Here is a 25,287-nt window from a genome sequence, read left to right as displayed (position 1 = left end):
CTTGATCCTGTTATTGGACAACTACGACTCCTTCGTTCACAACGTCGCCCGTTATCTGCGTCTGGCGGGCAAAGCAACGCGGGTGATCCGCAGCGATGCGATCACCGCGGCCCAGTGTTATCAAATGCAACCCGAGGCGATCATTCTGTCGCCGGGACCCCATCGGCCCGAGCAGGCGGGGTGTTGCCTCGAAGTGGTGAAGTTGCTTGCGGGTGAAATTCCGATTCTTGGCATTTGTCTCGGGCACCAAGCGATAGCGGCCGCTTATGGTGGAGTCGTGACGCGGTCGCCACCCGCCCACGCGATCGCATCGCAAATTCATCATGATGCTACCGGCGTGTTTGCTGGGCTACCAAATCCGATGATCGTCGGTCGGTATCACTCGCTATGTGTTGACGCGGCGACCTTGTCCGGATCGCTCGAGCTGACCGCATGGACAACGACTCATCCGGCAGGATCAATGTCTCCTGATTCGGTCGTGATGGGGATCTCAGATCATGCCCGCTGCGTGCATGGTGTGCAGTTCCACCCCGAGTCGTTATTGACCGAGCATGGTCACGACCTGATCAAGAATTTCTTTGCGCTGGTCGACCGACACCATGAGCGGGCTCGTCGTATTCGTGGCGCGACGTTTGGATCGGGCCGACCCGTCGTGTGGATGTCCGATACGATGCTCCCGGAAGTTTCACTCGACAACTACGGTCACGTTGAAAGAGGCGGTGAGACGGTATCGGCCGAGACTGCGGTGGTTGCTTACCGCACGGCACCGTTTCCGACCGTGTCGATCGCCGCGTCACGTCAACTGAGTCCGCGGCGTTCTCCGGTTGCGGACGCTTCGTCGCCGCAGTCGCCGCCCGCTAACGAGGGCGGGAGATGATTCTCGAGTCGATCGTGACCACCCTGAGTCCCGACGGACGCGTGAACATCGCACCGATGGGGCCGGTCGTTCAGGAACCCCGCGAAGGCGAAACGCTGCCGACTTTTTTGCTGCGTCCCTACGAAGGATCACGGACTTGTCGTAATCTGCTGGCGTCGGGAAAGGCGGTGATTCATGTCACCGATGACGTGTTGTTGCTCGCCCGGGCGGCGGTTGGTGATGTCGATCCTGTCGGGTTGGTGTGTCCAGCAGAAAACGTCTCGGAAGAGTATTTCCGATTGATCGATTGTCATCGCTGGTTCGCAATCGAAGTCACCCATCGGGCCGGCGAAGCTCCACGGCACGAATTGACCGCCCGCTGCGTGGGCGAAGGAAGCGTGCGACCGTTCTTTGGTTTTAATCGTGCGAAACACGCGGTGATCGAAGCCGCGATTCTGGCGACGCGAATCGGATTGATCGACGCGGCACAGATCCGTGAAGCGATTCACCGGTTGCGTGTTCCGGTTGAAAAGACGGCCGGGCCAGACGAGCATGCGGCGTTTGAACTTGTGGTCACGTATATCCACAAACGATTACTCGCGATGGCCGAGAGTTCGGCATGAATGAATCGGTGCGCATTATCACGGGGGCCCGATTGCATTTTGGGTTGCTGGACATTGCCAGTCCGTTTGGCGGATGTGGCGTGATGATCGATCAACCCGAGACGATTGTGGAGGCTCGCCCTTCGGATTGTTTCGAGTTTTCACAAGTCGCAACGTCGGTTGACCATCTGCAACGGGCAACAGCGATCGCCCAGCGGATTGGCGAACAAACGCACCCGAGTGGCGCATTACCGCCGGTTCATGTCTCGGTAAAAAGCATCGCCCCGCCGCACTCGGGACTGGGCAGTGGCACGCAACTTTCACTGGCGATTTCGGAAGCAATCTTGCGCACGTCACGCGGCGTGTCGACCGCCTCGGGGGCGAATGGCTCCGCGGGGGACGTGTTGACCGTCGATCGCGATCTGTGGCTCCACGCGGCTGACCGGGGCCGGCGCTCTGCGGTGGGGACTCACGGATATCTTGAGGGCGGATTCATCGTCGAAGGTTTAGAGTCATCTCGGGATGCGGATTCACTCAATGCATTGGATCTGCGGCTCGTATTGCCCGAAGCGTGGCGAGTTGCCATCTTGTTGCCCGCGACGCCGCTACCGTCCGATGCGTCGGTTTCGGGGGAACAGGAACAGGCACGATTTGCGGCTCTCTCGGCGGTCCCGAATGATGTCCGCCAGTCGTTGGTTCGTTTCTTGACCGATGCACTCGTCCCGGCGATAGAGAATGGCGACTTTCGGTCCTTTTGTGAGGCGACAACGGCGTACAACCGATCCAGCGGCGAGTTGTTCTCCGATGTGCAGGGCGGAGCCTACAACGGTGAGGAGACGACTCGATTGATCGAGCGATTGATCGAAACCGGGTTCGATGGGGTTGGCCAAAGCAGTTGGGGGCCGGGGGTGTTCGTGTGGCATCCCGACGAGGCGTCTGCCGAGCAATTTCGTTGTGATTGGAGCGGGGCTCAATACAACGTTCTCGTCGCACGCCCAAAAGCGGACGGTCGCCAGCTCGAAACCTTCATCGGCGGTTCGAGCTAGGAAAAACACGGTAAAAACAGAACGACTGCGGCCTTGCCGTGGAGCCCCATGTTCTAATGTCGCCCGACAAGCGTTATTGTTTCCTAAAATTGGTTGCCCGTTCGCCCCCGTTCTAGATGTCTCAACGTGTCTGAAACTGCTGATTTACGATACCGCCGCGTGATTTTGAAACTCAGTGGCGAGAGTTTGGCCGAGTCCGGAAAACGTGGAATCAGTGGCGCCGAGATGGCCACGATTTCCAATCAAATCAAACTCGCTCACGAGTCCGGTTGCCAGATCGCGATCGTCAACGGCGGCGGAAACATCTTGCGTGGTGCCCAGTTTTCTGGGGCGAACGCGACCGTGGGAGAAGCGACCGCTCACTACATGGGGATGCTCGCGACGGTGATCAATTCGCTCGCCTTGCAAGATGCGCTCGAGTCAATCGGGATGCCGACACGGGTGATGAGTGCCTTGCCGGTCGACAAAGTTGCCGAGAAGTTCATCCGCCGACGCGCGATTCGTCATCTGGAGAAAGGTCGCGTCGTGATTCTCTCCGGTGGGATCGGATGTCCGTTTGTGACGACGGACACCGCGGCTGCACAACGGGCGCTCGAAATTGACGCCGACGTGATTCTCAAGGCCACCCGCGTCGATGGCGTCTACAGCGACGACCCGGAGATCAATCCTCACGCGGTGCTGTATGACCAGCTGTCATACCAAGACGTGATCACGAAAAAATTGCGTGTGATGGATGCCACGGCGATCGCGCTGTGCAGCGAACATAGCAAGCCGATTTTGGTCTTCAATTTCAAACGGGACGGAAATATCGTGCGAGCCGTCCGTGGCGAAACCGTCGGAACTTGGATCGGTGATCCGAAAGACTCACAAACTCACTAACCTGGAACCCCACCTAGCAGGAGACAATTGACATGACCAGCGACGAGATACTCATGGACGCCGAAGAACGGATGGAAAAAGCCGTCTCGGTTTTGTCGAACAACTTGGCAGGCATTCGCACCGGACGAGCAAACCCTGGATTGGTCGATTCGATCAAGGTTGAAGTGTACGGATCGTTCACGCCATTGAAACAACTCGCCTCAATCGGTACCCCCGAGCCACAACAAATCTTGATTCGTCCTTACGATGCGGGGACAATCAAAGAGATCGAAAAGGCGCTCGTTGCCGGCGACCTCGGTTTGAATCCTCAAAACGATGGCCGCGTTATCCGGCTCAACGTGCCGCCTTTGTCGACCGAAGTTCGTAAAAAGATGGTCAACCGCATTAAAGAACTCAGCGAGGAAGCGAAGGTTTCGATCCGAAACATCCGCCGTGACGCCAACAAAGCGGCCGATCAGTCGGAAAAGGATAACGTGCTCACCGAGGACGATCGTGATCGTTGCAAAGAGCAGGTCCAAGAACTGACCAAGAAATTCGAAGCCACGGTAAACGAATCGGCGAAATCTCGCGAAGCTGAAGTCTTGGAGGCTTAATTAACGTGCCGCAGATGGTGCAGTGCCCGCAGTGCAAAACTGCCGTTGGAGTCCCTGATGATGCAGGCGGCAGTCGTGTGCAATGCCCGTACTGCGGCCAGCCATTCATCGTACCGGGATTAGGCGGCAACAGCAGCAACGCTGCCCGTGGTCAGGCAGGTCAGTCCGGGGCAGGAGCTGGGACGCGCCCAGCGAGCGATGATGATGACGACGATTGGCTGAATCTCGCTCCACCGTTGGATCAGTCCGCCAATCCGCCTGCTCCTGCGAAACCAGCCGCACCCGCGAGCACGTCTGCACCGCCCGCGAGCGGCGTGACAGCGAATGACGAGTGGGACGTCGATTCGCTGTCGTTGGAGCCTGCCAAGCCGCGGCCGGTTGCCCCTGAAGCCGTTCCGTCGGATCAGGACGTGTGGCCGGACGAAAACGCCACGCAGGATACCAGCGGTGAGGACATCGCCGCGTCGTTTGATGAACGGGCGGCGGGTGTCAATTCCGATGGCGACGAAATCCAGTATCAACAGCACTACCGCATCCGTTGCCACAATTGTGGGACTCAGACCAATGTGACCGCGGCTCAGGCGGGAAAGAAAGTTCGCTGTCGCGATTGCTACAGCATGGTATTGGTTCCCGATCCTCCGCGGGTTCCGCGAAAGGCGAAAATCGACATGGAAGCGGCTCCGGCGTTTCAGTTCGCCGAGTCGACAAAATCGAATCAAGACCGGCCAGCGGATCCGTTTCGTAAATCAGCGACCGAATTGCTCGAGGCGGCGTCGAAAGTCGAAGAGGACGAACCAAAACCCGATTTGGATGTCCCTCGGATCCGCGATTGGGCGATTTCCGTGTTTGGGATCTTCACGCAAATTGGCGTGATGGCACACTGGCTCATTCTGTCCACGCTGGCTTCGGTCATTGCGTTTATCGCGCTCGCCATTGATTCGCCGATGTTGGTCGTGGGGCTGTTCGCCGCCGGCGGCTTTTTCGCGATCGTCGTGTTGGCCTGCGGTTTTGCGATCATGCAATCTGTTGCCAATGAAGAGGAGAGCGTCACCGAATGGCCGGTGACCTTGGAACCGATGGAATGGTTTGCGCCGATGATCTTTTGCTTTGCCGCCGCGGGTTTGGCATACGGCCCTGGCTGGTTTCTGGGATGGATGACTTTTGGCGTTAGTCTGACGACGGTGTGCATGGCGATGATCAGCACGTTCCTAATCTTTCCCTTCGTGTTGCTGTCGATGCTGGACATGCAAAGCGCCTTTGTCCCCTTTTCACCGGATGTCGGGCGGAGTGTGACCCGCTGCGAAGAAGCTTGGGGCGGGTTTTATTTTTCCTCCGCGGTGGTGTTCTTCGTCTCGTTCTTAATCTTTGCCGCCGCCAGTTTGATGGCACCCCCGGCCGCCGCGGTGGTCGCGATCTTTACCGCCGTTGCCGCAACGTTTATCTACTTCGCGATGCTCGGACGCTTGGCCCTGGCAATCGGGCACACCGTTAACGCGGAAGCCATGGAGAACGACATTGAGAAACAGCGCGAACGAGAACGCCAGCGACGATAGAACGGTTGTAGCGTCAAACCACGAGTTTTGACTGCGTTTTTGCGATTCGAAATTCCGCGATCGTGCCGCTGTTGAAATCCAAAAAGTCTGATTCGATCCCGTCGGAAAAAATCACGCCGCCTTCTGGCATCAGACTTTCCAGACGCAGGGGTAACTCGGAACGAACCTGCCCCGTCACCATCTCCACTTGGCTGCTGCGACTGAGGAATGGTTCGCGAACGACCCACTGCAACGCGTTGGTGTCCCAGGGTAAATGGGGTGGCGAGGAGGGATCCAGACCCAACGTTCGGCTGATACCGCAGGTCATGTGGTAGACACTGCTGAGCCAACCGGTTGAGCCCGCCCCGGTCGAAACGATCACTCCGCTCGATGAATGCGTTTCACTTTTCGTGCCCGAATAGAGGATGTATCGCGACGAAACATGAGATGACCGGCCAACAAAAAAATCGTTGAAGGCGAGCATCGATTGCCCGTCTGATAGCGATACTTCCCCCAGCGTCACGCGGCGGACGGTCGCTTTTTTGGCCAGTGTTCGGTGTACCACGCGGCGTGCTTCGGCGATCTGGAAAGGCAACAACACCCCATCGAAACGATCCGGCATGGGGTTGATACCGATGATGGGAATGTCACCGGCATACTTCGCCGTGTTGGCTACTAACCCGTCAGGGCCGACCACCACAACCGCCTCGGTCATCTGAAAAAAGAAGCTCGCGATGTAGTTTCGCGGAACCAGGACCACGGGATAGCCGAGGCCTTCGAGTTCGTTGCGAATCGTTTTGACCGCCGAGAGATACCGTTGGTCTTCGTCGATGTATTCATCGAAGTCGGCGTTGGCATGCACCACCGCGGCGGCCGAAACATTTTCGCTCAGGTACGTCGAACGTGCCGTTTGCATCCGAAACCGGGCCGATCCTTTCGTGCCAAATTTTGCGAGCAGCCCTGCCAACCGGGTCGGCGTCGTCACCAACGCGATATTGGGAGTGAGTTTCATGCCCACGGCAACTACTCCGAATCACGACGCCGGGAACTCTTCTTCGAATTCCCGGGGGCATCCGATTCGCCGCGTGTCAGGTCGCGCAGCAGGTCGGGGGAAATGTCCAAACGCCCAATTTTCTGTGCGTTTTCGGCGATTTCGCCAAATGCCATCGCGATGAGTTGTTTGGCATCGGTCGACTCGGAACTCGCCGCAATCGTTTTCCAATTGACCGTGCCCATCGCTTCGAAAGTTTGTCGGAGTGTTTCGGCTCTCGCCGACGCGAGCGTTTTTTCGTTGGCGGCTTGTTGGCGAACGAGTTCTTCCCGGCCCATTTCGATCGCCACGTCAGCGGCGAGTTGGGCTTCACGCACCTCGCGTTGTTTTTCTTGCGTGATGCGTTCGTTTTGCAATTCGCGTTCACGGATTTCTTGCTCGGATGCAATCGCCAACTTGCGTCGCTCGTGGACGGCTTGATCCGCTTTCTGCAGCGTCGCTTCGCGTGTTTCCGCCTGCAACGCCGTTTCCATTTCCGGGGTGGGTTTGATTTGCAGCAGCACGACCGACTCTATCTCCAAACCGAGGTCGTTTGGGATCGACGATTGCGAAGCGTAGGTTTGCAGCCGCTGAGTCAGTTCCGGTCCCGCGGTTAACATTTCTGTGATATTGCGTTGCCGTGAAAAATCATAGGCTTCCACTTGAAGCATTCGGATTAGCCGGTCGCGGATCGAGTCGGGATCATCCGATTGGTACCGTCCGCGTGCATCGATCGAGAAATCGAGTTTGGATGCGAGTTGTTCCGGGTTGGCGACGCGGTAAGTCATGTTGCCCTGGATCGTTACGACTTGGAAATCGGACGTCTGTTGTTCGAAAACAAACGGCAAATCTTCACTCGCCAAATTGACGCGGACGATGATCGAGTTAAACGTCCAATAGAACATCGATATGCCAGCACCCTGGCGACGAATCTGACCGTTGCGAAATCGCATCAGATAGGTCGTCGGTGTCGATTTCAGGTATCGGATGCCTAACATGCGCGGTTACCACTTCGATTCAAATGAGGGCAGCAATCATGACTGTCTTCAATTGTAATCGAACTCAGGTCGACGCACCGCTTCTCGATCATCGAGAACGATGGCCAAGCCGAGCATGCCGGCTAATAGACGAGCAGCGAGCGGCACCAACGCATAAGGCCTGCATGGTCTATCTCATCTGCCGTCTGCACCGGACAACCGAGACGACCGAGGATTTCGGTCCAGGATGGCAATTCGGTGTTTGGCGACGTCGTTACCAGCACTCTCAGCAATCGCATCGGTGCATCACGCCGCAAACGCACAGCGGGCGGCTGGGTGTTGGTGGGGATCGCGACTCCGTGATAGACGTTGTCCGTTGAGAGCGAAACAGCCAGCGCCATTGAGTCACCGGGTCCGGACGCTTTACCCTCATCGGTCGTTCGGCCCGCGAGGACACCCAGGCCGATCACCGATACCGCGCTGGGCGACGCTCCTGAACGTTTCAGTGCGGCGGCGGTTAGCTTGCTGATCGCGTCAATTTCAGACAATTGCCAACGCTCTTCATCGTCACTGGCGACCAAACAGATTGCGACGCGGTTTTCTCGAGCGACGGTTTTCCATTGTTTCAACTGCTCCGCCAAATCACGTTGCGACGGCGGCATCAGGCAAATCGCCAACGCGGTGGGAGCAACCGTGACTTGTTCGGCGTCCGCATCACCCGCCGCTTCAACAGCCAGTGGCGGAGACCACAGCAACGCTTCATTAACGATGTCAGGAAGTCGCAGTGTTGTGGAAGTCCATGTTTCCTCTTCGACGACGAACTGAGCGGCTTGCTGTTTTGTCATTTCATCGAGGTGCAAACGCTCAATCGGTCCTGCCCACGGAGCAGGTACAATCTCTTTGCGAATATCCGCGTCGGACTCACGCTGGATTTCCAACGCGATCGGTGTTTGGGGATCGGCCGACCACATCCGCTGTCTCAGGGTGATCTCATCCTGGATCGGCGTGTCGTCGAGTGACTTCAACTCATCGCCGACTTTCAAAATGCCGTCGGCTGGCGACTTTGGCAGCACGGAAGTAATGCGGGTGCCGTCGGACGTGATGCCGAGGTATTGCGGTTTGAGCGGTTCGATTGCCTCGGCGAGAGTCGCGGTGGTGGTGCGAGTCTCTCCGTCGCGTTCGTATTCGATGGTGACTTCTTCACCGGCGTCGAAACGACCCAACGCGAGTTTCACTTCTTGGCGGCGTCGAACGATGCGACCTCCCACTTTGAGTAACTTGTCACCGGCCAGCAATCCTGCTTTGTCAGCGGGCGAGCGTTTGCGAACTGCTGCGAGTTCGGTGCCGGGGGCGTAGGGATCGGCGCCACCAACGACTAACCCGAGCAAGCCCGAACGGATGGTCTCTCCCGCTTTCAAACGCTCAAGCTTTTTCGCGATCACATCGGCGGGAACCGCAAACGCGATTCCTGAGTCATACCATTCGGTCGGGTCTTCGGCTCCGTTTTCACCAACGGCCGGAATCAATACGCCGACGAGGTTACCGCGCAGATCCAATAGCGGGCCACCATAGAAAACTGGCGAAATCCGCACGTCGCTCTGCACCGCGGTCCCGTCAAGGCGATCGACTGCGGACAAGACGCCGGTGCTGATCATCGGCACACTCGCCTCGCCATAACGTGCCAGCGCGAGAAGCGTGGCGCCGACCTTGGGGGCAGGATTGGAGGCATCGTTCCCCTCCAGGCTGTCGATCGAGATCGGTTGTAAATCGGCCTCTTTTGGGTCGATCTTCAATAGCGTGAGTTCGCGATGCTCGTCTTCGGCAACCACGCGAGCAGGGAAACGTTCGCCGGTTCCCAACGTAACAATAATGCTCGCCGACGGGCCACGTGTCACCCACGAGGATGCCAACACATGACCGTCTCGGTCGATTACAAGTCCCGATGTCGGGGCGTCCTGGCGTACTTCACCATCGGACTGCAAGACGCCGATGACTTCGATGCCGACCACCGATGGCAGGACGTCATCGGCAACGCTGCGAACACGCTCAGCGAGTGCTTGTTGATAGCGTAGCGAAGCCGATGTCGGTTCCTCGGCGCCAACTTGATGAACGACCGTGGATGATGCCACCAATACGAAAAACGCACGAAACAGGAACGCCGTTACAGGACTCATGGGCGGATTACCAATTCGAGGATTTCGTTTTCTCTTTGGATCGTCAATGTCACATTGTCACGGCGATCGATGCGACGAAGTTGTTCACGGAAGGCACGCTGGTGCGCGACACGTCGGCCGTTTACCAGCAACACCAAATCATCTGGTCTTAGATCGGCACGTGATGCCGGGCCATCGGAGTTGACGAAGTCGACGTACACGGGCGTGGTTTCGAGGACGTCAGGAATCAGCCGCATTCCCAAGGTGTCTGAATTATGAGATTTGTCGCGGGCGAGCAGTGGGTCGTCATCGACCGGCGAAACCGTTTTTCGTCCCGCGATGATGTCGCCGATCGGCCCACGCAACACATCGGCAGGAATCGCGTAGTTCAACCAAACACCTGTTTTTCGGTCGCGAAGTTCTTTGCCGAGCATTCCGACCAGCCGCCCCTCTAAATCGACCAAAGCACCACCCGCTGCACCGGGGTTGTTGGCTACGAGATCCAGCAGCCAGACTTCACCGCGATAGGCGGTTTGAAACGTACCGCGTCGGGCATCGAGCTTGCTGCGGGCTGCGATCCGGCCCTGCAAGACGCTGGCCGGTTCATTACCGGTTGCGATGTTAAACAGATTGCTAACCGCCAGGATCGGATCGCCCCAGCGGGCAACCGGTGCCTCCGCCGATCCCGCGGGAACTTCGAAGTAAGGCAGATCGACCGCGTCAAGTTTCAGCACGGCGAGTTCGAGTGCAGGTTCGAATCCTACGATCTTGCTCTCGAATCGTCTCCCATCAGATAGCACGACGATCGGATCGACGTCGAGTACGCTGCTCCACGCTGTGGCGACGTGGCCGGCAGGTGAAACGATGAAGCCGCTTTGGTACGCGTCCAATCCACCAACGCCACCGGCGCCATAGATTTTCACGACCCGGTCCTGAACCTGCGAACTGGATCTCGCGAGTGAAGGCTGAGCGTGAGCCGTTTGAGCGACGAATCCCAGAATCGCGATCGCAAATAGGATCGGCGAACGACTCGATGCGAGGCCGGCGATTAGGTTATTGCTTGACCGCATCATCCACTTTTTCCACTTGAGGTTGGGGGGACCTTTCTGCCGCCGCTGCAGTCCATGATTCGATATTCAGTGTGACGAGCGGTTCGATGCCAAAACGCAAGTGCAAAACACTTGGAGGGCCGTTGGCAACGGCATTGTCATCCTCGCGTTCGGTGGGGACCGCTGTGAACTTGATCGCTTCGGTTTCGAGCAACCAGGCCGGAGGATCGATCCACAGCTCAGCCGGATCACCATCGCGATCGGCAAAGGACTCGATCACCTCCAGACGGCCGAGATCGGGATGTTGGTAGAAACGCGATTCCAAACCGCCGTGGATCGCAACCGTCGTGTTCCTGAGAGGCGGGCGACCCATCAAAGGTGCGGTGCCCCAGTAGTAAGTGTCGCCGAATCGTTCCGGACCCGTTTTGAGCATCCGCTGTAGCGATCGCATGCTCGCCATGATGCTGCCCGCGGCGCCGGAATCGATTGCTTGCACGTAGGCATCCGGGGTCGCCAATCGCTCTCGCCGAGAGCCGATCGTCAGCTCACAAATGTCTTCGCGAACAATCATCTCAAACAGTTTCGCATCCTTGTCTTTTGCGATCGTCGCTCGCCCGGTTAACTTCCAACCCTCCGCCGATGGCGGCAAATCCGAGTACTGTTCCCGCAACCGGTCGATGAACTCGGTTTGCCGTTTCTGGTTGTAGAAATAGTTTGCGAACCCTTTGCGTTCTTCGATTCGTTCTGCGGCGATCAATGGAATCGGCTCGCCGGACGCATCCTTGGGGCGGTTTTCGGCCTCGCTGTCTGGGGCATCAGGGGTCTCTTTTTTCGAATCGTCTTCCCCCTCGTTCTGATCGGGGCCCGCGTTCTCATCCGGACCCCCGTCCTCATCTGGAACTTCTGGTTCCTGTTTTTGCGGTGCCGGCGGAGGCGGGGGCAATGCCGACTTCATCTTTTCGAGTAGTTCGTCGCCGCGGTGAACACTCGCCAAACGAACGATCGTGTGAACAACGCGTCCGTCTTGGCGATAGGTCAGTGGCACTCGCCACTGGGCAGGAAAGGTCGCCAGAACGTTTTGGACATCGTTTGCGGTTTGCACGACGCGGTTGTCGATTTCGAGTATTTCATCTCCATATCGCAACCCGCGTCGGTACGCGTCACTGGATTGCAAAATGTTGGTCACCCGGACGCTGCCATCGTCTTCGGTACCAACGGTTGCACCGAGAGTGGCGTGGTCAAGGATCCGACCGCTGTGCAGTGACCCAAGGAAATTCTGTGCCTGGTCACCGGAGATGGCATAGCCCACGCCCACGTTGACGCGACCGCGTTTTTCAAACGAGGCCCGCCCGATGATGCCGATCAAATCCCCGTGAGCATCGTAGAGTGGACCCCCTGAGTTTCCTGGGTTAATCGAAGCGTCGGTTTGGAAACAGTTCCCGTATTCCAACAACGTTCCCGAGGGATACTGATACCGCTGCGTCCCGCTGATGATGCCCGCCGTTACGGTCGGTTGCAGATTGGTGGCTAACAAAAACGGATTGCCGATCGCGAAACAGGCATCGCCCACCTGCACACTGCGGCTGGGAACAAAATCCGCGGTCGGGAAATCGTCACGACCTAGCAATTGGATGAGTGCGAGGTCGCCAACAGGATCGATGCCGACGATGACCGCGTCGTAAACGTTTCCATCATTGAGTCCGCATCGCATATAGGTCCCGGCCGGGCTGCTGACGTGAAAATTCGTCAACGCATAACCATCCGAGGTGATCAGTACACCAGAACCGCCGCCAGCACCTCCGGGGACAAAAACGCAAACCGTTGAACGCATTGCCCGTTCGATGGCTGCGATGCGTTCCTGTTCCACTTGCCAAATCACATCGGTGTTGTTCGCTGCCGCTGACCCAGCCGAGACGCTCGCGTCATTTTCCGCGGCGACGGCGGTGACGATGTTGTCGCCGAAGCAAGCTAGGTATGCAAACAGACAGACGATCAGCAATTTTGGGTCTACATGCATGTCGAATTTCATTTTAGAAGTCGTCCCGAGAACCATTCGACGGTTCCACCCAACGTCCCGCTCAAATCAGGAAGAGTTTCCGTCGTCGATGTCTTAGGATCGTCGCCTTTGGGCAAGGGGGCCGCTTTTAGGGAAAGTCGTCCAGCATCGCCCAGGGGAAGTTCGAGCCCGAGTGATTCGCGATCTTGCAGGACACCCGACCATTGAACGCGATCGTCAAGTAGCACTTGGAGACGAACCGCCATGAACTGATTGACGTCGGTGTCTCGCCGGGCCGCGACGACCAGCTTTTGATAGCCATCGGGGATTCGAAACGTGATTTCACCGGGGACGTGCATCTGGATCGAGCCGCCTTCAGTGGCGGGCGAAAACCATTTCTTCATCTCGATCGCAACCGCGGACGCATTCGAAGTCGTTGTTTCGGTGCCGTAACCGGACGTTGCGATTTCAGCTTCCGCTAACGGTAAGATCCCGCCGGCGAATCGAATCTCTCGGATCTGGCTAACCGGGATCTGATGTTCGATGGAGCCGGCGAGTGTGACCCGCAAGTCCGACTCGCCGCGTGTCAAACTCAGTGATTCGCAGGCCCACACCGATCCAGAGGCGTCCGTCAACTGAATCGCAGCCGGCGAAACGCTTTCGCCCTGATTGGACAGCATCACCCCTTCGAGTTTCTCCAGCGGCGCCTCGATTTCATTGCCTCGCATCGAGAAACGCACCGATTTTCGGCTGATCCCCAACACCGTGCCGTCGATCGAATCGAGGGCCTTTTCGTTGCGACGGACGACCAAGCGGTCTCCGCGGCGGCTCTCCTCGATCCATCCCAACCACGTCGGATCGGTCGCCGGATTGCCCATCCGGAAACGAATCCACCGCAGCTGCTCGACAGGGAACGTGAGCGGTGATTGCCGAGTCGGCGTGACCGTGACCGATTGATCCGTCCAAGTCACCGCTGTGACGCTCAGCAGCGATCCCCCTGAGAGTTGCAGACGCATGGGCTGCGACGGGTAGGAGGAGCGGTCGAATTGCAATCTCGAGAGATCCGCGAGCGGAAGAGTTGCGACCTTGACCCCCTCTTTTAGGTGGAGGTCGCTCTCGTCGATTGCGACCAAATCGCCGGTCAGGGTTTTGCCGTCAGACGTGGTGACGCTCACTTCACTCGTCGTTTGGGCTGGCAATTCGTTGGTACTAGCGACGGTAAAGAGTGCCATGAACCAAGTGGCTACATACAATACGATTATTTTGTTCACTATTTTTGGGGTGTGGTATCTCGATCGCCTAGGCATCGTCTTCCTTTTGATTGTTCGTCAACGACTCGAGCAAGCGGGGACAGCCCGCCTCGAGCATATCGAGTACTTGTTCGAATCCTGCGTCACCGCCGTAGTACGGATCGGGAACCTCTTCGGGCCACGCCTCGTCGAGAAAGTCGGAGAATAGCCTCACATTGTCGGTTCCCGTCGAGGCAATCGATCTTAATCGGCGCATATTGGCGTGATCCATCGCCACCACTAGATCATAACTACCCCGGGCCAAATCGGTTGCGGTGACCTGGCGACCGCGAGATTCGAGGGAAAAACCGCGTTTGGCCGCGGCGTTCATCATCCGCGAATCGGGACGATCACCGACATGGTATCCCTCCGTTCCCGCGGATTCGATTCGAATGTCCAGTTGGGCGGCCTTCGCAACTGACTTCATCACAGCCTCTGCAGCGGGGGAACGGCAAATGTTCCCCATACATACAAATAAAACACTTGCCTTTTTCATAAAATGCGCCAACCATCGTGATAACTTGGATGTCCTACTCCCTGCCTTTTCGAGCTTCTCGATCATCCCACGTCACCTCGCGACTTGCCAGCCACCTTGGCCAACCTTCGACGTGTGAGACGATCACGAAATGTGAATTTGGGTAATTAGTGTTGCATTAAGTAGCTTCTAAGGGCTAGAATCTTCCTGAACCAATGGATTTACCGCTTCGGTGAGCGGTTGAAAGGAGAGATCTCGTTATGTCGATCAAATTCACGCAGTCTTGCCCTACCTGTGGTAGACGCATTGATATCCGAGCATCGCTGCTGGGTTGTACGGTCGCCTGTCAACATTGCGGTGCCGAGTTCACTGCGAATGCGAATGAGCAATCTCGTATTGGACGTGAGCCGACCGAAGACCTCCTCGATCGCGTCGAAAAAGCTCTGCGCCGAGCAGAGGAAGCTTCCATGGTGGGCGCAAACTCGGAAGTCACCCCGTAGCACGGTTTGGCCGCCTTGGGTTGAGAGCATTCGCTGCTAGCTCTGCCTCCCCTCTTCTTTGCTCTTTCTTTTTGCTCTACCGGGACGACTTGATCGAGTCGTCCCGTTTTCAATCGGTCGCGGCGATGCACTTGGCGACCGCCTCCCAAACCGGATTCACGGCTCCCGGTTCCGGTGAATCGAAGAACTCCCAATGGGAACAGTCAACATAGATGATGTCGTCCACCCCTGGGATCTTGGCCTGTTCGATGGACACCACGCCGTCACCTTCCCCCGTGCAAACGGCGTCGAACTGAGTGACCAGTTTGGAGAGTCTTGCCTCCAGCACGCCTCCTCTCGCTTTTTGTTGTTCGGCCAACAAGCGTGCTCGGACCGCTTGGAGTGTCGTTTCGTCTACTGGGCTGCCGGTCCCGATGATCGTCGTGTATCGCACGCCGTCTCGCCGCGGACGCGACGCGAGTGTTTGCAAAAACGCCGAGTTGGGACGTAAATCCTCTGCGCTGGGCGTGGTCGAGCGGTTGGTCAACACACCGAGCACGGTATCCGGGGTGAATTGGCCGTTGACGACCAGATCGGGCAAGGGTGTGACTTCCGCCCATTCGGAACCACCATGCGGCGAACCAACCGTGATCAGATGAGTGATACGTGGATTCGCCAGTTCTGGATTTTCGACCCATTCGCGGGCGACCAATCCGCCCATCGAGTGACCGACGAGTGCCAGCCGCGTGGAAGCATCACCGGCGAAGTTTTGCTCCACCAAGGCGGCCACCTTCTTTGCCGATGTCGCGACGGAGACGTGATCGTCGTAGTGAACGCATCCCGTTCGCAGTCCCGTGTCTCGGAAGTGACCGCGAATCGCTTGAAACGATTCGCTTTTTCCATGAAAGCCATGGAAGAAAAGCACCACGATGGATTGGTCGTTCTCGGTCTTTTCATCGAGTTCGAGTGTTGGTTCGAATTCAGGCCGTTCGGTCTTTAAGAATTTCAAATCGCAACGCAGACGCAGCAGCGGAGATCCGTCGCTGTCCTTTTCGATCATCAATGTGCCATTGCCCCGAAGTCCCGCATTGGCCCCTGCGATCAAGGCACGGGATGAGAATCGGTTCAGGTCGACAACGACATCGGGCAACAAAGCGGCGAGTGGTTGTTGGTCCGATGTGGCTTTCCCTGTCCGTAGCAAGCGGAGAAAATCGCGGAGGCGAACTTTCCCTTCGGGATCCGCTTTGAGGACCATGTCGACATCTTCGTCTCCCCACACGATCGACGATTCGTTCGGTTGCAGCACAATGTCGTCGGCGAGAACCCGATCGCCTGTTAATGCAGGCAAAACCAAGGCGAGGCAAATCGCCAGTGTCGTGCTGAGTTTGGCAAAGGTTCGACGAGAGAGTGGCGAGCCGCCGATTCTGTGAGGGGGCGTGGGTCTCATGGCTAGTCGCGTCGTTGTGAGGAAAAGGGATGCCGCGCCACGATGGGAAACAATCGTGAACGCAGTCTTTAGCTTACCGGTTCGATTCCGCTCAAACGACCCGATAGCGAGAAATCCCCGTCCGACGCCAGCCGATGCTCACAACAAGTTCACCGGATCGATATCGACCAAAAACTCGATTTCTTCTTTGGGATCGGTCTTGAAGTCGGCAAGGGCACGCCGAATCGTCTCGCCGACCACGGCCGCTTCGGTCGCTTGGAGCAGTAGGTGGAACCGGTACTTTCCTCGCAGTCGCACGATCGGCGGAGGAGCAGGTCCGAGGATTCGGACTTCGCTATTGAGCAGGTCTCTCGCCGATTCGAGCCGGGCAAGAATCGAATCGGCGACCGCTTCGGTTTTTTCCTCCACGGGGCCGCGGATGATAATTCTCGCGACACTACCCAGGGGCGGGTAGTTGAACTTCCGCCGGTTGACCATTTCTTCTTCGACGAATTTGAAATAGTCGTGCCGTGACGCCGCTTGGATCGCGGGGTGCTCCGGTGTAAAGGTTTGTACAATGACGCGCCCACCCCGGTCGCCTCGACCGGTCCGGCCGGCGACCTGGGTGACGAGTTGAAAGGTGCGTTCGGCGGCCCGGAAGTCAGGGAAATGCAATGCCGAATCGGCATTGATCACGCCGACGAGCAGCACGTTGGGAAAGTCGAGGCCTTTGGCGATCATCTGCGTGCCGAGCAAAATGTCGATCTCCCCGCTGCGAAATTCGGATAACACGCGTTGGTGGCTGCCCGGGCGTTTCATCGTATCGCCATCCATCCGCGCGATCTTGGCGTGGGGGAACTTCGCTTTGGCTTCCACTTCGAGTTTCTGAGTCCCCAGCCCGCCGTAACGAATCCCATCAAATCGACATGCGGGGCACCACGGCGGAGTACCGATCGTGTAGTCGCAGTAGTGGCACATCGCTTTGCCGCCGTCACGGTGATGAGTCAGCGGCATGTCGCAATCAGGGCAGGCAACGACGTGTCCACATGCCGGACACTGGATCGTGGTCGCGAACCCGCGACGGTTGAGCAATAAGATTGCCTGTCCCTTTTCACGCAGTGTTTCATCGACAGCCAATTTCAGCGGGCGACTGATCGCGCCGCCACCGCCTCGCTCATCACGCACCCGCAGGTCGACGAGTTGCACATCCGGCATCGGTCGGCCCGCGACCCGATCGGGCATCGAAATCAATTCGGCGTGTCCGCTTTGTGTCGCATGCCACGCTTCCATCGACGGAGTCGCGGATCCGAGCAGCAACGGGATGCCGAGCGACATCGCTCGCGCGTGAGCCACTTTGCGGGCGTGGTAGCGAGGCTGGGTGTCTTGTTTGAACGAGGTGTCGTGTTCTTCATCGAGAACGATCAGACCGAGATTCGGCAGCGGCGCAAACACGGCGCTGCGGGGCCCGATCACGACTTGCACTTCGCCGCGACGGATGCGTTGCCAGTGGAAGTGACGTTCCGAGGGGGACATCTGTGAATGCAAGACAGCAACCGATTCGAATCGGCTCTCGAATCGCCCACGGGTTTGTGGCGTGAGGCTGATTTCGGGAACCATCACGATGGCCGATCCGGCCTGCGCGACGACGTGCTCGATCGCGCGGATGTAGACTTCGGTTTTGCCGCTCCCCGTTACACCGTGCAATAACAACGTCCGTCCCCGTCCGCTATCGACGGCCGCAGTGATCCGCCCCAGTGCAGCGGTTTGTTGCTCGGTGAGGTGGTGTGTGCGTTCGGTTTCGCCATCGTTGGTCTGCGCCAGGATACGGATCCCCGAATGCATTTCGCGGCGCACTTCGGGGACGATCAGGTTTTTCTTCTTCAGACGCTTGATCGGATCTGCGGTGCATTTGGCCGCGACGGCTAGCTCTGCCGAACTCATCGGGCGGTTTTGCGAGATCAAGAATCGCATGACCACTTGTTGCTTGGCGGGTAGTTTTTCGAGTTCCGCGTCGCTGAGACCTTTGGCAGGCGTGAAGTAGGTCGTTTGTTTTGTCCCGGCCGCGGTGCGAACGCTCGACGGAATCAGGGTGTCAAACACCTGTCCGGCGGGGACCTGGTAATAGTGGCTCATCCACATCACCAATCGCACGAGCGAAGCGTCGCAGAGGGGAGATTCATCGAGGCATTCGGCGACGTCGCGGAGTTTACGATGCACCGCCTTGCCCTCCTTCACCGCCACGCACCAGCCCGGAGTCGGCTTTTTGCGATGGCCCAGCGGCACGCCCACCCGCATGCCCGGTTTCAGTTCTTCACGCAGCGAATCGGGAATGCGGTAGTCGTAGGGGCCGTGGGGTGAACGCGAGAACACGATCGACGCCAGCGTCACATCGTCCTCGACGGCGAGTTCCCAGGGGGGCGGATTGGTTTCGAAGAGTTCGGATTGGGCCGCTGGCCCGAGACCCGTGTCCATTGCCGGACCGTCATCTTCGCCGTCGCCGAGCGGATCCGGCCACAGAGCCCCCGAATCATCGCGTGATCCTTCCGATCGGTTGCGTGACGCATCGGGCTTGCGAGGCTGTTCGGGTTCGTGGGAGGGGATTGGCGGCGACACAGGTGTTCCGGAGGTGAGCAACGGAGCCGGGGAAATGACGATCGGCTCTACTCGAAGATCATCCGGGAGGATGGGCAGTGAATCAAGCGTCGACATGGCTGAACCCTTCAATGGAATGAGCCCTTCGGTGGAAGGGGAATGCTGCTAAAACCGCTGGATTCACTATCGCCATCCCCGCCGACGCGTTTGGTCAACCGGGTCGGAAAAAGTCCCAGGATTTCATGGGTTGCCAGAAACCCCCGTCTCCGACCATACTTCGGGGCCGTTTTTGACACATTCCACTCCTCCTATTTCAACCACGCCCGCATTTCGATGGCAAAAAGCAAGAAAAAAGCCGAGACCGTGTTCCTCGTCTGCGAAGAAACCGGCCACTACAACTACACCCTCCGTCGCAAACCGGGTGGCGAAAAGCTGCGGCTGAAGAAGTACAACCCCCACGTGCGTAAGCACACCTGGCACCTCGAAAAGAAGAAATAAGCCCTTTTAGGCTGCATTTCCCTCGGACACCTCGCTCTCGCAGCCGGAATGCACGCATTCCAAACGGTTTTGCGCGTGATGGTGTGAGCGAGGGATTTTTTTTGATCTCGGGTTATTGGAATGAGCAACAAGGCGTCAAGGATGCAGCGACAATGGCGAATCACTCCCCACGACGCTCCCTTGGTCGAGCAACTGATTCGTACCTCCGGCCTCTCGCCGGTCGTGGCGCAGTTGCTGGTGAGCCGTGGTGTTTATTCCAGCAATGACGCTTCGGCGTTTCTTGAGACGAAACTGACGAATCTTCGCGACCCGCAATCGCTGCCCGGGATCCCCAAGGCGACCCAAATCCTGATCCGAGCGATCGAGGACAAAACCCCGACGGTCATCTACGGTGACTATGACGCCGACGGCATGACCGGCGCCGCGATCATGGTCAACACGCTGCGTTTGCTTGGGGCCGATGTCAGCTATTACGTCCCCAATCGCCTCGAAGAAGGCTATGGGCTGAACGAAGACGCGATTCGCACTCTCGTCACCCGTGGCAAGAAACTCATCGTTTCGGTCGATTGCGGGATCGCGAGTGTTGGCTGTGCCAAACTTTGTCGCGAACTCGACGCCACCCTGATCATCACCGACCACCATCAAATCGGTGAGGAGCTTCCCGACGCCGAAGCGATCGTTCACCCCCGGCTGCCGGGAACGAATTACCCGTTCGGCGAACTTTGCGGCGCCGGCGTGGCGTTCAAATTAGCGTGGTCGTTGTGCCAAGCGAAGTGCGGCCAGAAAAAAGTCACCCCGCCGATGAAACGGCTGCTCATGCAGTCCCTCGCCCTTGCAGCGATCGGCACGATTGCCGACGTGGTGCCCTTGGTCGACGAAAACCGTGTGTTGGTCAACCATGGTTTGAAGGCTCTCAAAGCCGACCCTTTGCCGGGCTTACTCGAGCTGATGAAACGGACGAAGCTCGACCAGGTTTCCGAACTGAATACCGAGAGCGTTTCGTTTACGCTGGCCCCACGACTCAACGCCGCCGGCCGGCTTGGACAGGCACAACTCGGGATTGAGTTGATGACGATCGATGCCGGTGAGCGGGCGGTGATGTTGGCCGAGTACATTGATGGCCTCAACGCGACGCGTGACACGTTGCAGCGAAGCGTGCAGCTCGCCGCTCAAAAACAGATCAAAGAAGAGTTCGATGGCGAAAACGATCCGGCCCTCGTGCTCAACGGCGTCGGCTGGCATGCGGGGGTCATCGGAGTCGTCGCCGGACGACTGGCTGAAAAATACGCCAAACCGGTGATCATCATTTCGATGGACCAAACGGGGAAAAGCGACGCGGTCGGATCAGGCCGTGTCGGTGGAACCGGTGTCAATTTGTTTGAAGCGTTGAAGGATTGCGAAAATCGCCTCGTCCGCTTCGGTGGCCACCCGGCAGCGGGCGGTTTGACGATTCGTGAATCTGAAATTGAAGCATTCCGGGGCGATTTCTGCGAAGCCGTCGCCAAGCAATGGGCCGATCAATCGATCGAGCCCGCGATTCAAATCGATGCCGAGGCACCACTCGGTCAACTCAATCTCCATATCATGAGTCAGATCGAAACAATGGCTCCGTTTGGAGCGGGGAACCCAAGGCCGGTGCTCATGGGACGCGGCATCGAACTCGCCGAACCGGCTAAGAAGATGGGCAGCAGTGAACGCCACCTGTCGGTGCGATTGAAACAAGGCAGCAAGGTCATTCGCGGGGTCGCGTTCGGGGCTGCTGATTGGTGTGAGCCGCTCAACGAATGCGCCGGCCCGATCGAGATCGCCTACCGCCCGGTCATCAATGAGTTCCGCGGGTACAAGAGCGTCGAGATCCACCTCGTCGATTGGCGCGAGCAAACTGTCTCGGAACCCGTGCCGTCTTAAGCATCCCTTGTGGCGACAGTCGCTACTTTCTTCACCCGCAACCTGCAGCGGTAGTACTGCAATTGGGATGCAGTCGTTGAGCTGCGGTCACGTCAGTAAGGATGAATTCGCGTTTTCGTAACGTGTTGCGCTGTAGGCGTTTAGGTTGCGAAGTTTGGCGTGGCATCCGTTTTCGGCACCGAACGTGTTAATAGGAAATCAATGAAACTTCCGTCGTGGAAGGATTGATGAACTCTTGGCACCTCAAGGGCAGCGGAAATGGCTACCGACGCACACTTTGACGAATGCACGCCTCCGGATCGATCGAGTTGTCAGCACCAACGGTCGTTCCTCGAAAGGTTTCTCGACGCTTTTCTACAGGAGTCGAGTATCAAGTGGATGTTGGTCATCGGTGCGGCCATTATTTCGGCCTCATCGTTGATGCTCGTCACGCGTCAATGGAACACTTGGCCGGTTTCGCTCAAGTACTTCGCGATCCTTTCCTACACCGCGGGGACGTATGCGGTGGCGGAGTACTGTGGTCGTCGGTTGCGACTCGATGCAACGTCTCAGGTTCTCCGGTTCTTGACGGTGGTACTGATTCCGATCGGATTTCTTGCTCTCTCATGGTTGTTCGATGATTCTGTAACGGCAACCGACTCGGCGGTTTCGCTACTGCTGTTGATCCCCGCGACGGGGTTCATGCTGTTTGCGTGCGATCGTATTTTCTCGCATTGGTTGCATGGCCGCCAACACACCTTCGTCGCCTCGTTTGTGCTGCTTTGCTTGGCAGGAGCTCTCCCTGAGATCGGCTCGACTTGGTTGGCAGTCTTGTTGTCATCCGGGTTCTGGTTGGTGATGACGTTTGGTGTGGTGAAGGTGAATCGTCATGTCTTTTGGCTTGCCGAAGAGAACCGTTACCCTCGCATTTTCGGATTCTTGCCGATCGCGTTACTCGGATCGCTCTTCATCGTGTTGGTCGTCGCCAAAACCCATGCGGTGATTCCGGTTCACTGGATCGGGTTCGGTTGCGTGATGCTGGCGTCGACCGTCCTGATGACGACCCAAACCATCGCGGACGTCTTTCGAAAACGGACGGGCGATTTGTTGCATCCGTTGCCTTGGTCGATCGTCGCTCCACTGTTGGTAGGGTTGCTGCTGACAGCGACCGGTGTGCTGTTTTCATTCGCCGGTTTTTCGTTTTCGGGGTCGGCGACGCGGGCGGTTGTTCCGACGACGCTGGTCGCCGCGGTGCTGCTGTTCGTGATCGCTCGTGACACGCGTCATTCAGGGTTCGTTTGGGCAGGTTTGGTACTTGTCACGATCGCTTACCAATCCTGTCCGACGCTCTTTGGTGAACTGATCCAAACGATCAAATCGGGGGCCGCTTCAGCGATTAACGAAGAGCGACTGCCGGTTGCATTCTACGGATTGACATACACGCCGTTACTCGCGGCATTCGCAATTCTCAGTCGATATTTCAAGCAGCGTGATCGCAGTGAGTTTGCCGTTCCGCTGAGGCATTTTGTGACGGGATTGTCACTGTTGCTGGCCGCATTGTCGGTAACCAATTTGAAAGCCGCGTTCCTCGTCGGCGTCGTCAGCGTTATCGGTTTTGTCTTTCAATCCGTCGTGTTTGGAGATCGCAGGTTGATCCTCGCCGCGTTGGGGACCCTGATCATGACGGTTGCAGTCGCGGTCCCGTTTATCGAGGCGATGGACTATGCCCAAATCGACTCGCGTTGGTCACTTGCTTCGTTGGCCGGTCTGGGACTGTTGTTGAGCGTTGTGCCAAGGTTGGATGCGATGCTCAGCAGTCGATGTTTTGATCAACGCGAACCGGTACGTTGGTTTCGCACGTGCGGGGAAATCATCACGTTGCTGATTAGTGTCTTGTGGCTTGTGATGCAATTCGCGAACGTCTCGCGGCATCTAATTCCCAATCTAGGGCAAATCGATTACAGCGTTCTCATGCTGGTGCTGGCATCGTTGAGCGTGCTGACATTGAGGTCTCGTCAATATGCCATCGGAGCTTGGACTTGGCTTCTGGTGCTGGTCGCGGTGTTGATGGAGGTCGATTCGCTGAGCATCCATGGCCCGGATCTGCTTGCAGGTTCGACGATCCTTTGTGGCTGTCTCTCGCTATCAATCTTGTTTGGATTGAAAAGGGTGGGCGTGCCGATCTCACCCACGCGATTTGTTGCCTATGGGCGCTGGGGCGACGAGGCCAAGTGCCCGACTCCATTGGCCGCGATGTTGTTACCGCTGGCAGATCTCACGTTGTTTTTCTTCGGAATGTCGGTCTGCTTTGTTTACCTGCCGTTGCTTTTGTGGTCGACGGCGATGTTGGATCTCACTGTCTTGTTGCCGGGCTGGGCCTTGGTCGTCGTGCTCAGCGGGATCGCTGTTTTTCTATTCCGACATGACATCACGACTTCGATTGCGATGTTCTTCGCACCGATCGTGGTGGGGGTTGGTGCGGGAACATTGGTGCCGTCGTTTCTTACATACGACAATCTTCCGCTCGCGTATGGCGTTGCTTCTGCGGGATTGCTGATGGTCGTTCATCGTCGTTTTGCGACGACAGGCTCACGCTTGTTAGGAGTGTGTTCGATCTGGCCGGTCGCGATTGCAACGCTCGGAATGGTGTATTTTTCGCCGATGATATTGGTTGCATCAGCCGTCGCCATGTCGACTTTGCTGTTCGTGTACCGACATGGAGTCGATGACTGGGAAACACGCCGAACGCATCTTGCGATCTTGGCGAGCGTGCAGTTTATCGTGTCCGTTTCGATGCTCAGTGGTTTTCGAGGGTTCGTATTTCAACTGCCCGTCGACCCGCTGCTCGCGTCGGCATGCACGTGGATGACGGCGGCCTCGGTTGTGGCCCTGGTTTTGTTTGAGATCAGTGGCAACGTGCTCGACGCTGTGAAAATCAGGCGGTGGAGTTTGGTGCTGCGAGGCGTCGCGTTGGTGTTCTTTGGCGTGTGTCTGGTGTCGGACGGGTTCTCGTTGCTGGAAAGAGCTTTGGTAATCAGCTCTTTGATTGTGGCGGCGTTTTACGAGTGCTTTGTTGCCGTTCGACGACAAAACGAAGCTCACGTGGTTGGCGTTTTCGCAATCGTGGTGCTGACGATCAGTTGGTTTCATTGGCACCATGAAATTCCTGTCCCCCATCAATGGTTGCGATTGCTCACGGTCTCTGCAGCAGGTGTCTTGATGGTGCTTGCTCGACGATGGACAAACCATCCGAGCCTCGGAATCCTGGTTCGGGGCAGTTGGCTCGCAGGGCTTTCCCTGCCCCTGGTCGTCACGCTTTGGAGTGTGTTGGGGTCTGCACACGGACCGTTGGAATTGTTGATCGTGTTCGCCGCCGCGACGTTGTGGTTTGTCTATGGCCGTCTGTACGAGCAACGAAGCTACGTGATTGGATCGGCGGTGATGCTGAACATCGGATTGAGTTCGTTGTTTGCATCTTGGTTGATGACCGATCCTCAGGCGTATCTGATCCCATTGGGGCTTACCGTGATCGGATTGGTCGAGCTCCTTCGCAAAGACATTCCTGTTCACGCCCACGATCCACTTCGCTATCTCGGTGCGTTGACGATTTTGGTTTCGCCGTGTTTTGAGATTCTCGGCGGCAGTTGGTTTCACCTGCTGTCACTGATGATTTTGTCCGTTCTCGTGATTTTGATCGCAATCGGATTGCGGTTGCGGGCACTCATTCATGTGGGAACCGCCTTCTTGTGCGTCGATTTGGTGGCGATGGTCGTCAGGTCATCGATCGATCATCCGGGCATGTTATGGGCGACAGGGTTGGTGTTGGGGGCGTCGGTGATCGCGATCGCGGCTACTTGCGAGCACCACCGCGAAGGACTGCTCAGTCGCATCAGGATTATGAGTGATGAATTGGCCACGTGGCGTTAAA

General features: G+C 57.4%; 19 protein-coding genes. 10 read left to right on the top strand and 9 right to left on the bottom strand.

Annotated elements, in window-relative coordinates:
- The first annotated feature begins 1 nt into the window (after position 1).
- The 6 genes from NB063_RS07975 (at position 2) to NB063_RS07950 (ending at position 5,529) form a co-directional block, all read left to right on the top strand.
- Positions 2 to 877: an anthranilate synthase component II gene (locus NB063_RS07975; RefSeq protein ID WP_250928229.1), complete on the top strand. Its 876-nt coding sequence runs from the start codon at positions 2 to 4 to the stop codon at positions 875 to 877.
- Positions 874 to 1,479, top strand: a complete 606-nt coding sequence (locus tag NB063_RS07970) for a DUF447 domain-containing protein (protein ID WP_250928228.1) — start codon at positions 874 to 876, stop codon at positions 1,477 to 1,479. The genes NB063_RS07975 and NB063_RS07970 overlap by 4 nt, the downstream gene beginning before the upstream one ends.
- The gene (locus NB063_RS07965) at positions 1,476 to 2,504 is read left to right on the top strand and encodes a beta-ribofuranosylaminobenzene 5'-phosphate synthase (RefSeq protein ID WP_250928227.1); all 1,029 of its coding nucleotides are present in this window, start codon (positions 1,476 to 1,478) and stop codon (positions 2,502 to 2,504) included. Before NB063_RS07970 ends, NB063_RS07965 begins: the two co-directional genes overlap by 4 nt.
- Before the next feature lie 126 nt (positions 2,505 to 2,630).
- A complete protein-coding gene (gene pyrH, locus NB063_RS07960) occupies positions 2,631 to 3,383 on the top strand; it encodes a UMP kinase (protein WP_250928226.1) in 753 nt (250 codons plus the stop codon).
- Positions 3,384 to 3,415: 32 nt separating this feature from the next.
- Entirely contained in the window at positions 3,416 to 3,976 is a 561-nt protein-coding gene (frr, locus tag NB063_RS07955; protein WP_250928225.1) for a ribosome recycling factor, read from the top strand.
- A 14-nt stretch (positions 3,977 to 3,990) separates the two neighbouring features.
- Positions 3,991 to 5,529 (top strand): zinc ribbon domain-containing protein, encoded by a 1,539-nt coding sequence (locus NB063_RS07950; RefSeq protein WP_250928271.1) that lies wholly within the window; start codon positions 3,991 to 3,993, stop codon positions 5,527 to 5,529.
- A 13-nt stretch (positions 5,530 to 5,542) separates the two neighbouring features.
- Here NB063_RS07950 and NB063_RS07945 read toward each other — a convergent pair whose 3' ends face one another.
- From NB063_RS07945 to NB063_RS07915, 7 genes are all read right to left on the bottom strand, one after another.
- A complete protein-coding gene (locus tag NB063_RS07945; RefSeq protein WP_250928270.1) occupies positions 5,543 to 6,520 on the bottom strand; it encodes an NAD(+)/NADH kinase in 978 nt (325 codons plus the stop codon).
- Between the two features lie 11 nt (positions 6,521 to 6,531).
- Positions 6,532 to 7,536: an SPFH domain-containing protein gene (locus tag NB063_RS07940; protein ID WP_250928224.1), complete on the bottom strand. Its 1,005-nt coding sequence runs from the start codon at positions 7,534 to 7,536 to the stop codon at positions 6,532 to 6,534.
- A gap of 122 nt (positions 7,537 to 7,658) precedes the next feature.
- Complete coding sequence (locus NB063_RS07935; protein ID WP_250928223.1) at positions 7,659 to 9,689, bottom strand: S1C family serine protease; 2,031 nt, start codon at positions 9,687 to 9,689, stop codon at positions 7,659 to 7,661.
- On the bottom strand, positions 9,686 to 10,741 hold the full coding sequence (locus NB063_RS07930) for a S1C family serine protease (protein WP_250928222.1): 1,056 nt from the start codon (positions 10,739 to 10,741) through the stop codon (positions 9,686 to 9,688). Before NB063_RS07930 ends, NB063_RS07935 begins: the two co-directional genes overlap by 4 nt.
- Entirely contained in the window at positions 10,722 to 12,734 is a 2,013-nt protein-coding gene (locus NB063_RS07925; RefSeq protein WP_250928221.1) for a S1C family serine protease, read from the bottom strand. Before NB063_RS07925 ends, NB063_RS07930 begins: the two co-directional genes overlap by 20 nt.
- An 8-nt stretch (positions 12,735 to 12,742) precedes the next feature.
- Entirely contained in the window at positions 12,743 to 13,984 is a 1,242-nt protein-coding gene (locus tag NB063_RS07920) for a glycosyl hydrolase family 98 (protein ID WP_250928220.1), read from the bottom strand.
- A 28-nt stretch (positions 13,985 to 14,012) separates the two neighbouring features.
- Positions 14,013 to 14,498, bottom strand: a complete 486-nt coding sequence (locus tag NB063_RS07915; protein ID WP_261367260.1) for a low molecular weight protein-tyrosine-phosphatase — start codon at positions 14,496 to 14,498, stop codon at positions 14,013 to 14,015.
- A 239-nt stretch (positions 14,499 to 14,737) separates the two neighbouring features.
- On the opposite strand from NB063_RS07915, the gene NB063_RS07910 reads away from it, so the two are divergent.
- Positions 14,738 to 14,977: a response regulator gene (locus NB063_RS07910; protein WP_250928218.1), complete on the top strand. Its 240-nt coding sequence runs from the start codon at positions 14,738 to 14,740 to the stop codon at positions 14,975 to 14,977.
- A 109-nt stretch (positions 14,978 to 15,086) separates the two neighbouring features.
- Here the strand turns inward: NB063_RS07910 and NB063_RS07905 are convergent, their stop codons facing one another.
- Positions 15,087 to 16,403, bottom strand: a complete 1,317-nt coding sequence (locus NB063_RS07905) for a PGAP1-like alpha/beta domain-containing protein (RefSeq protein WP_250928217.1) — start codon at positions 16,401 to 16,403, stop codon at positions 15,087 to 15,089.
- Between the two features lie 138 nt (positions 16,404 to 16,541).
- The gene (gene priA / locus NB063_RS07900) at positions 16,542 to 18,854 is read right to left on the bottom strand and encodes a replication restart helicase PriA (RefSeq protein WP_250928269.1); all 2,313 of its coding nucleotides are present in this window, start codon (positions 18,852 to 18,854) and stop codon (positions 16,542 to 16,544) included.
- Between the two features lie 453 nt (positions 18,855 to 19,307).
- On the opposite strand from priA, the gene rpmG reads away from it, so the two are divergent.
- From rpmG to NB063_RS07885, 3 genes are all read left to right on the top strand, one after another.
- Positions 19,308 to 19,472 carry a 50S ribosomal protein L33 gene (rpmG, locus tag NB063_RS07895; RefSeq protein WP_044255296.1) on the top strand — a complete coding sequence of 55 codons (165 nt, stop codon included), beginning with the start codon at positions 19,308 to 19,310 and terminating at the stop codon, positions 19,470 to 19,472.
- A gap of 141 nt (positions 19,473 to 19,613) precedes the next feature.
- The gene (recJ, locus tag NB063_RS07890; protein WP_250928216.1) at positions 19,614 to 21,380 is read left to right on the top strand and encodes a single-stranded-DNA-specific exonuclease RecJ; all 1,767 of its coding nucleotides are present in this window, start codon (positions 19,614 to 19,616) and stop codon (positions 21,378 to 21,380) included.
- Positions 21,381 to 21,638: 258 nt separating this feature from the next.
- Positions 21,639 to 25,286 (top strand): hypothetical protein, encoded by a 3,648-nt coding sequence (locus NB063_RS07885; RefSeq protein ID WP_250928215.1) that lies wholly within the window; start codon positions 21,639 to 21,641, stop codon positions 25,284 to 25,286.
- The last annotated feature ends 1 nt before the right edge of the window (position 25,287 follow it).

The organism is Aporhodopirellula aestuarii, from assembly GCF_023701485.1.
Lineage (GTDB): Bacteria > Planctomycetota > Planctomycetia > Pirellulales > Pirellulaceae > Rhodopirellula > Rhodopirellula aestuarii.
This window is presented reverse-complemented; position numbering and strand designations above follow the sequence as displayed.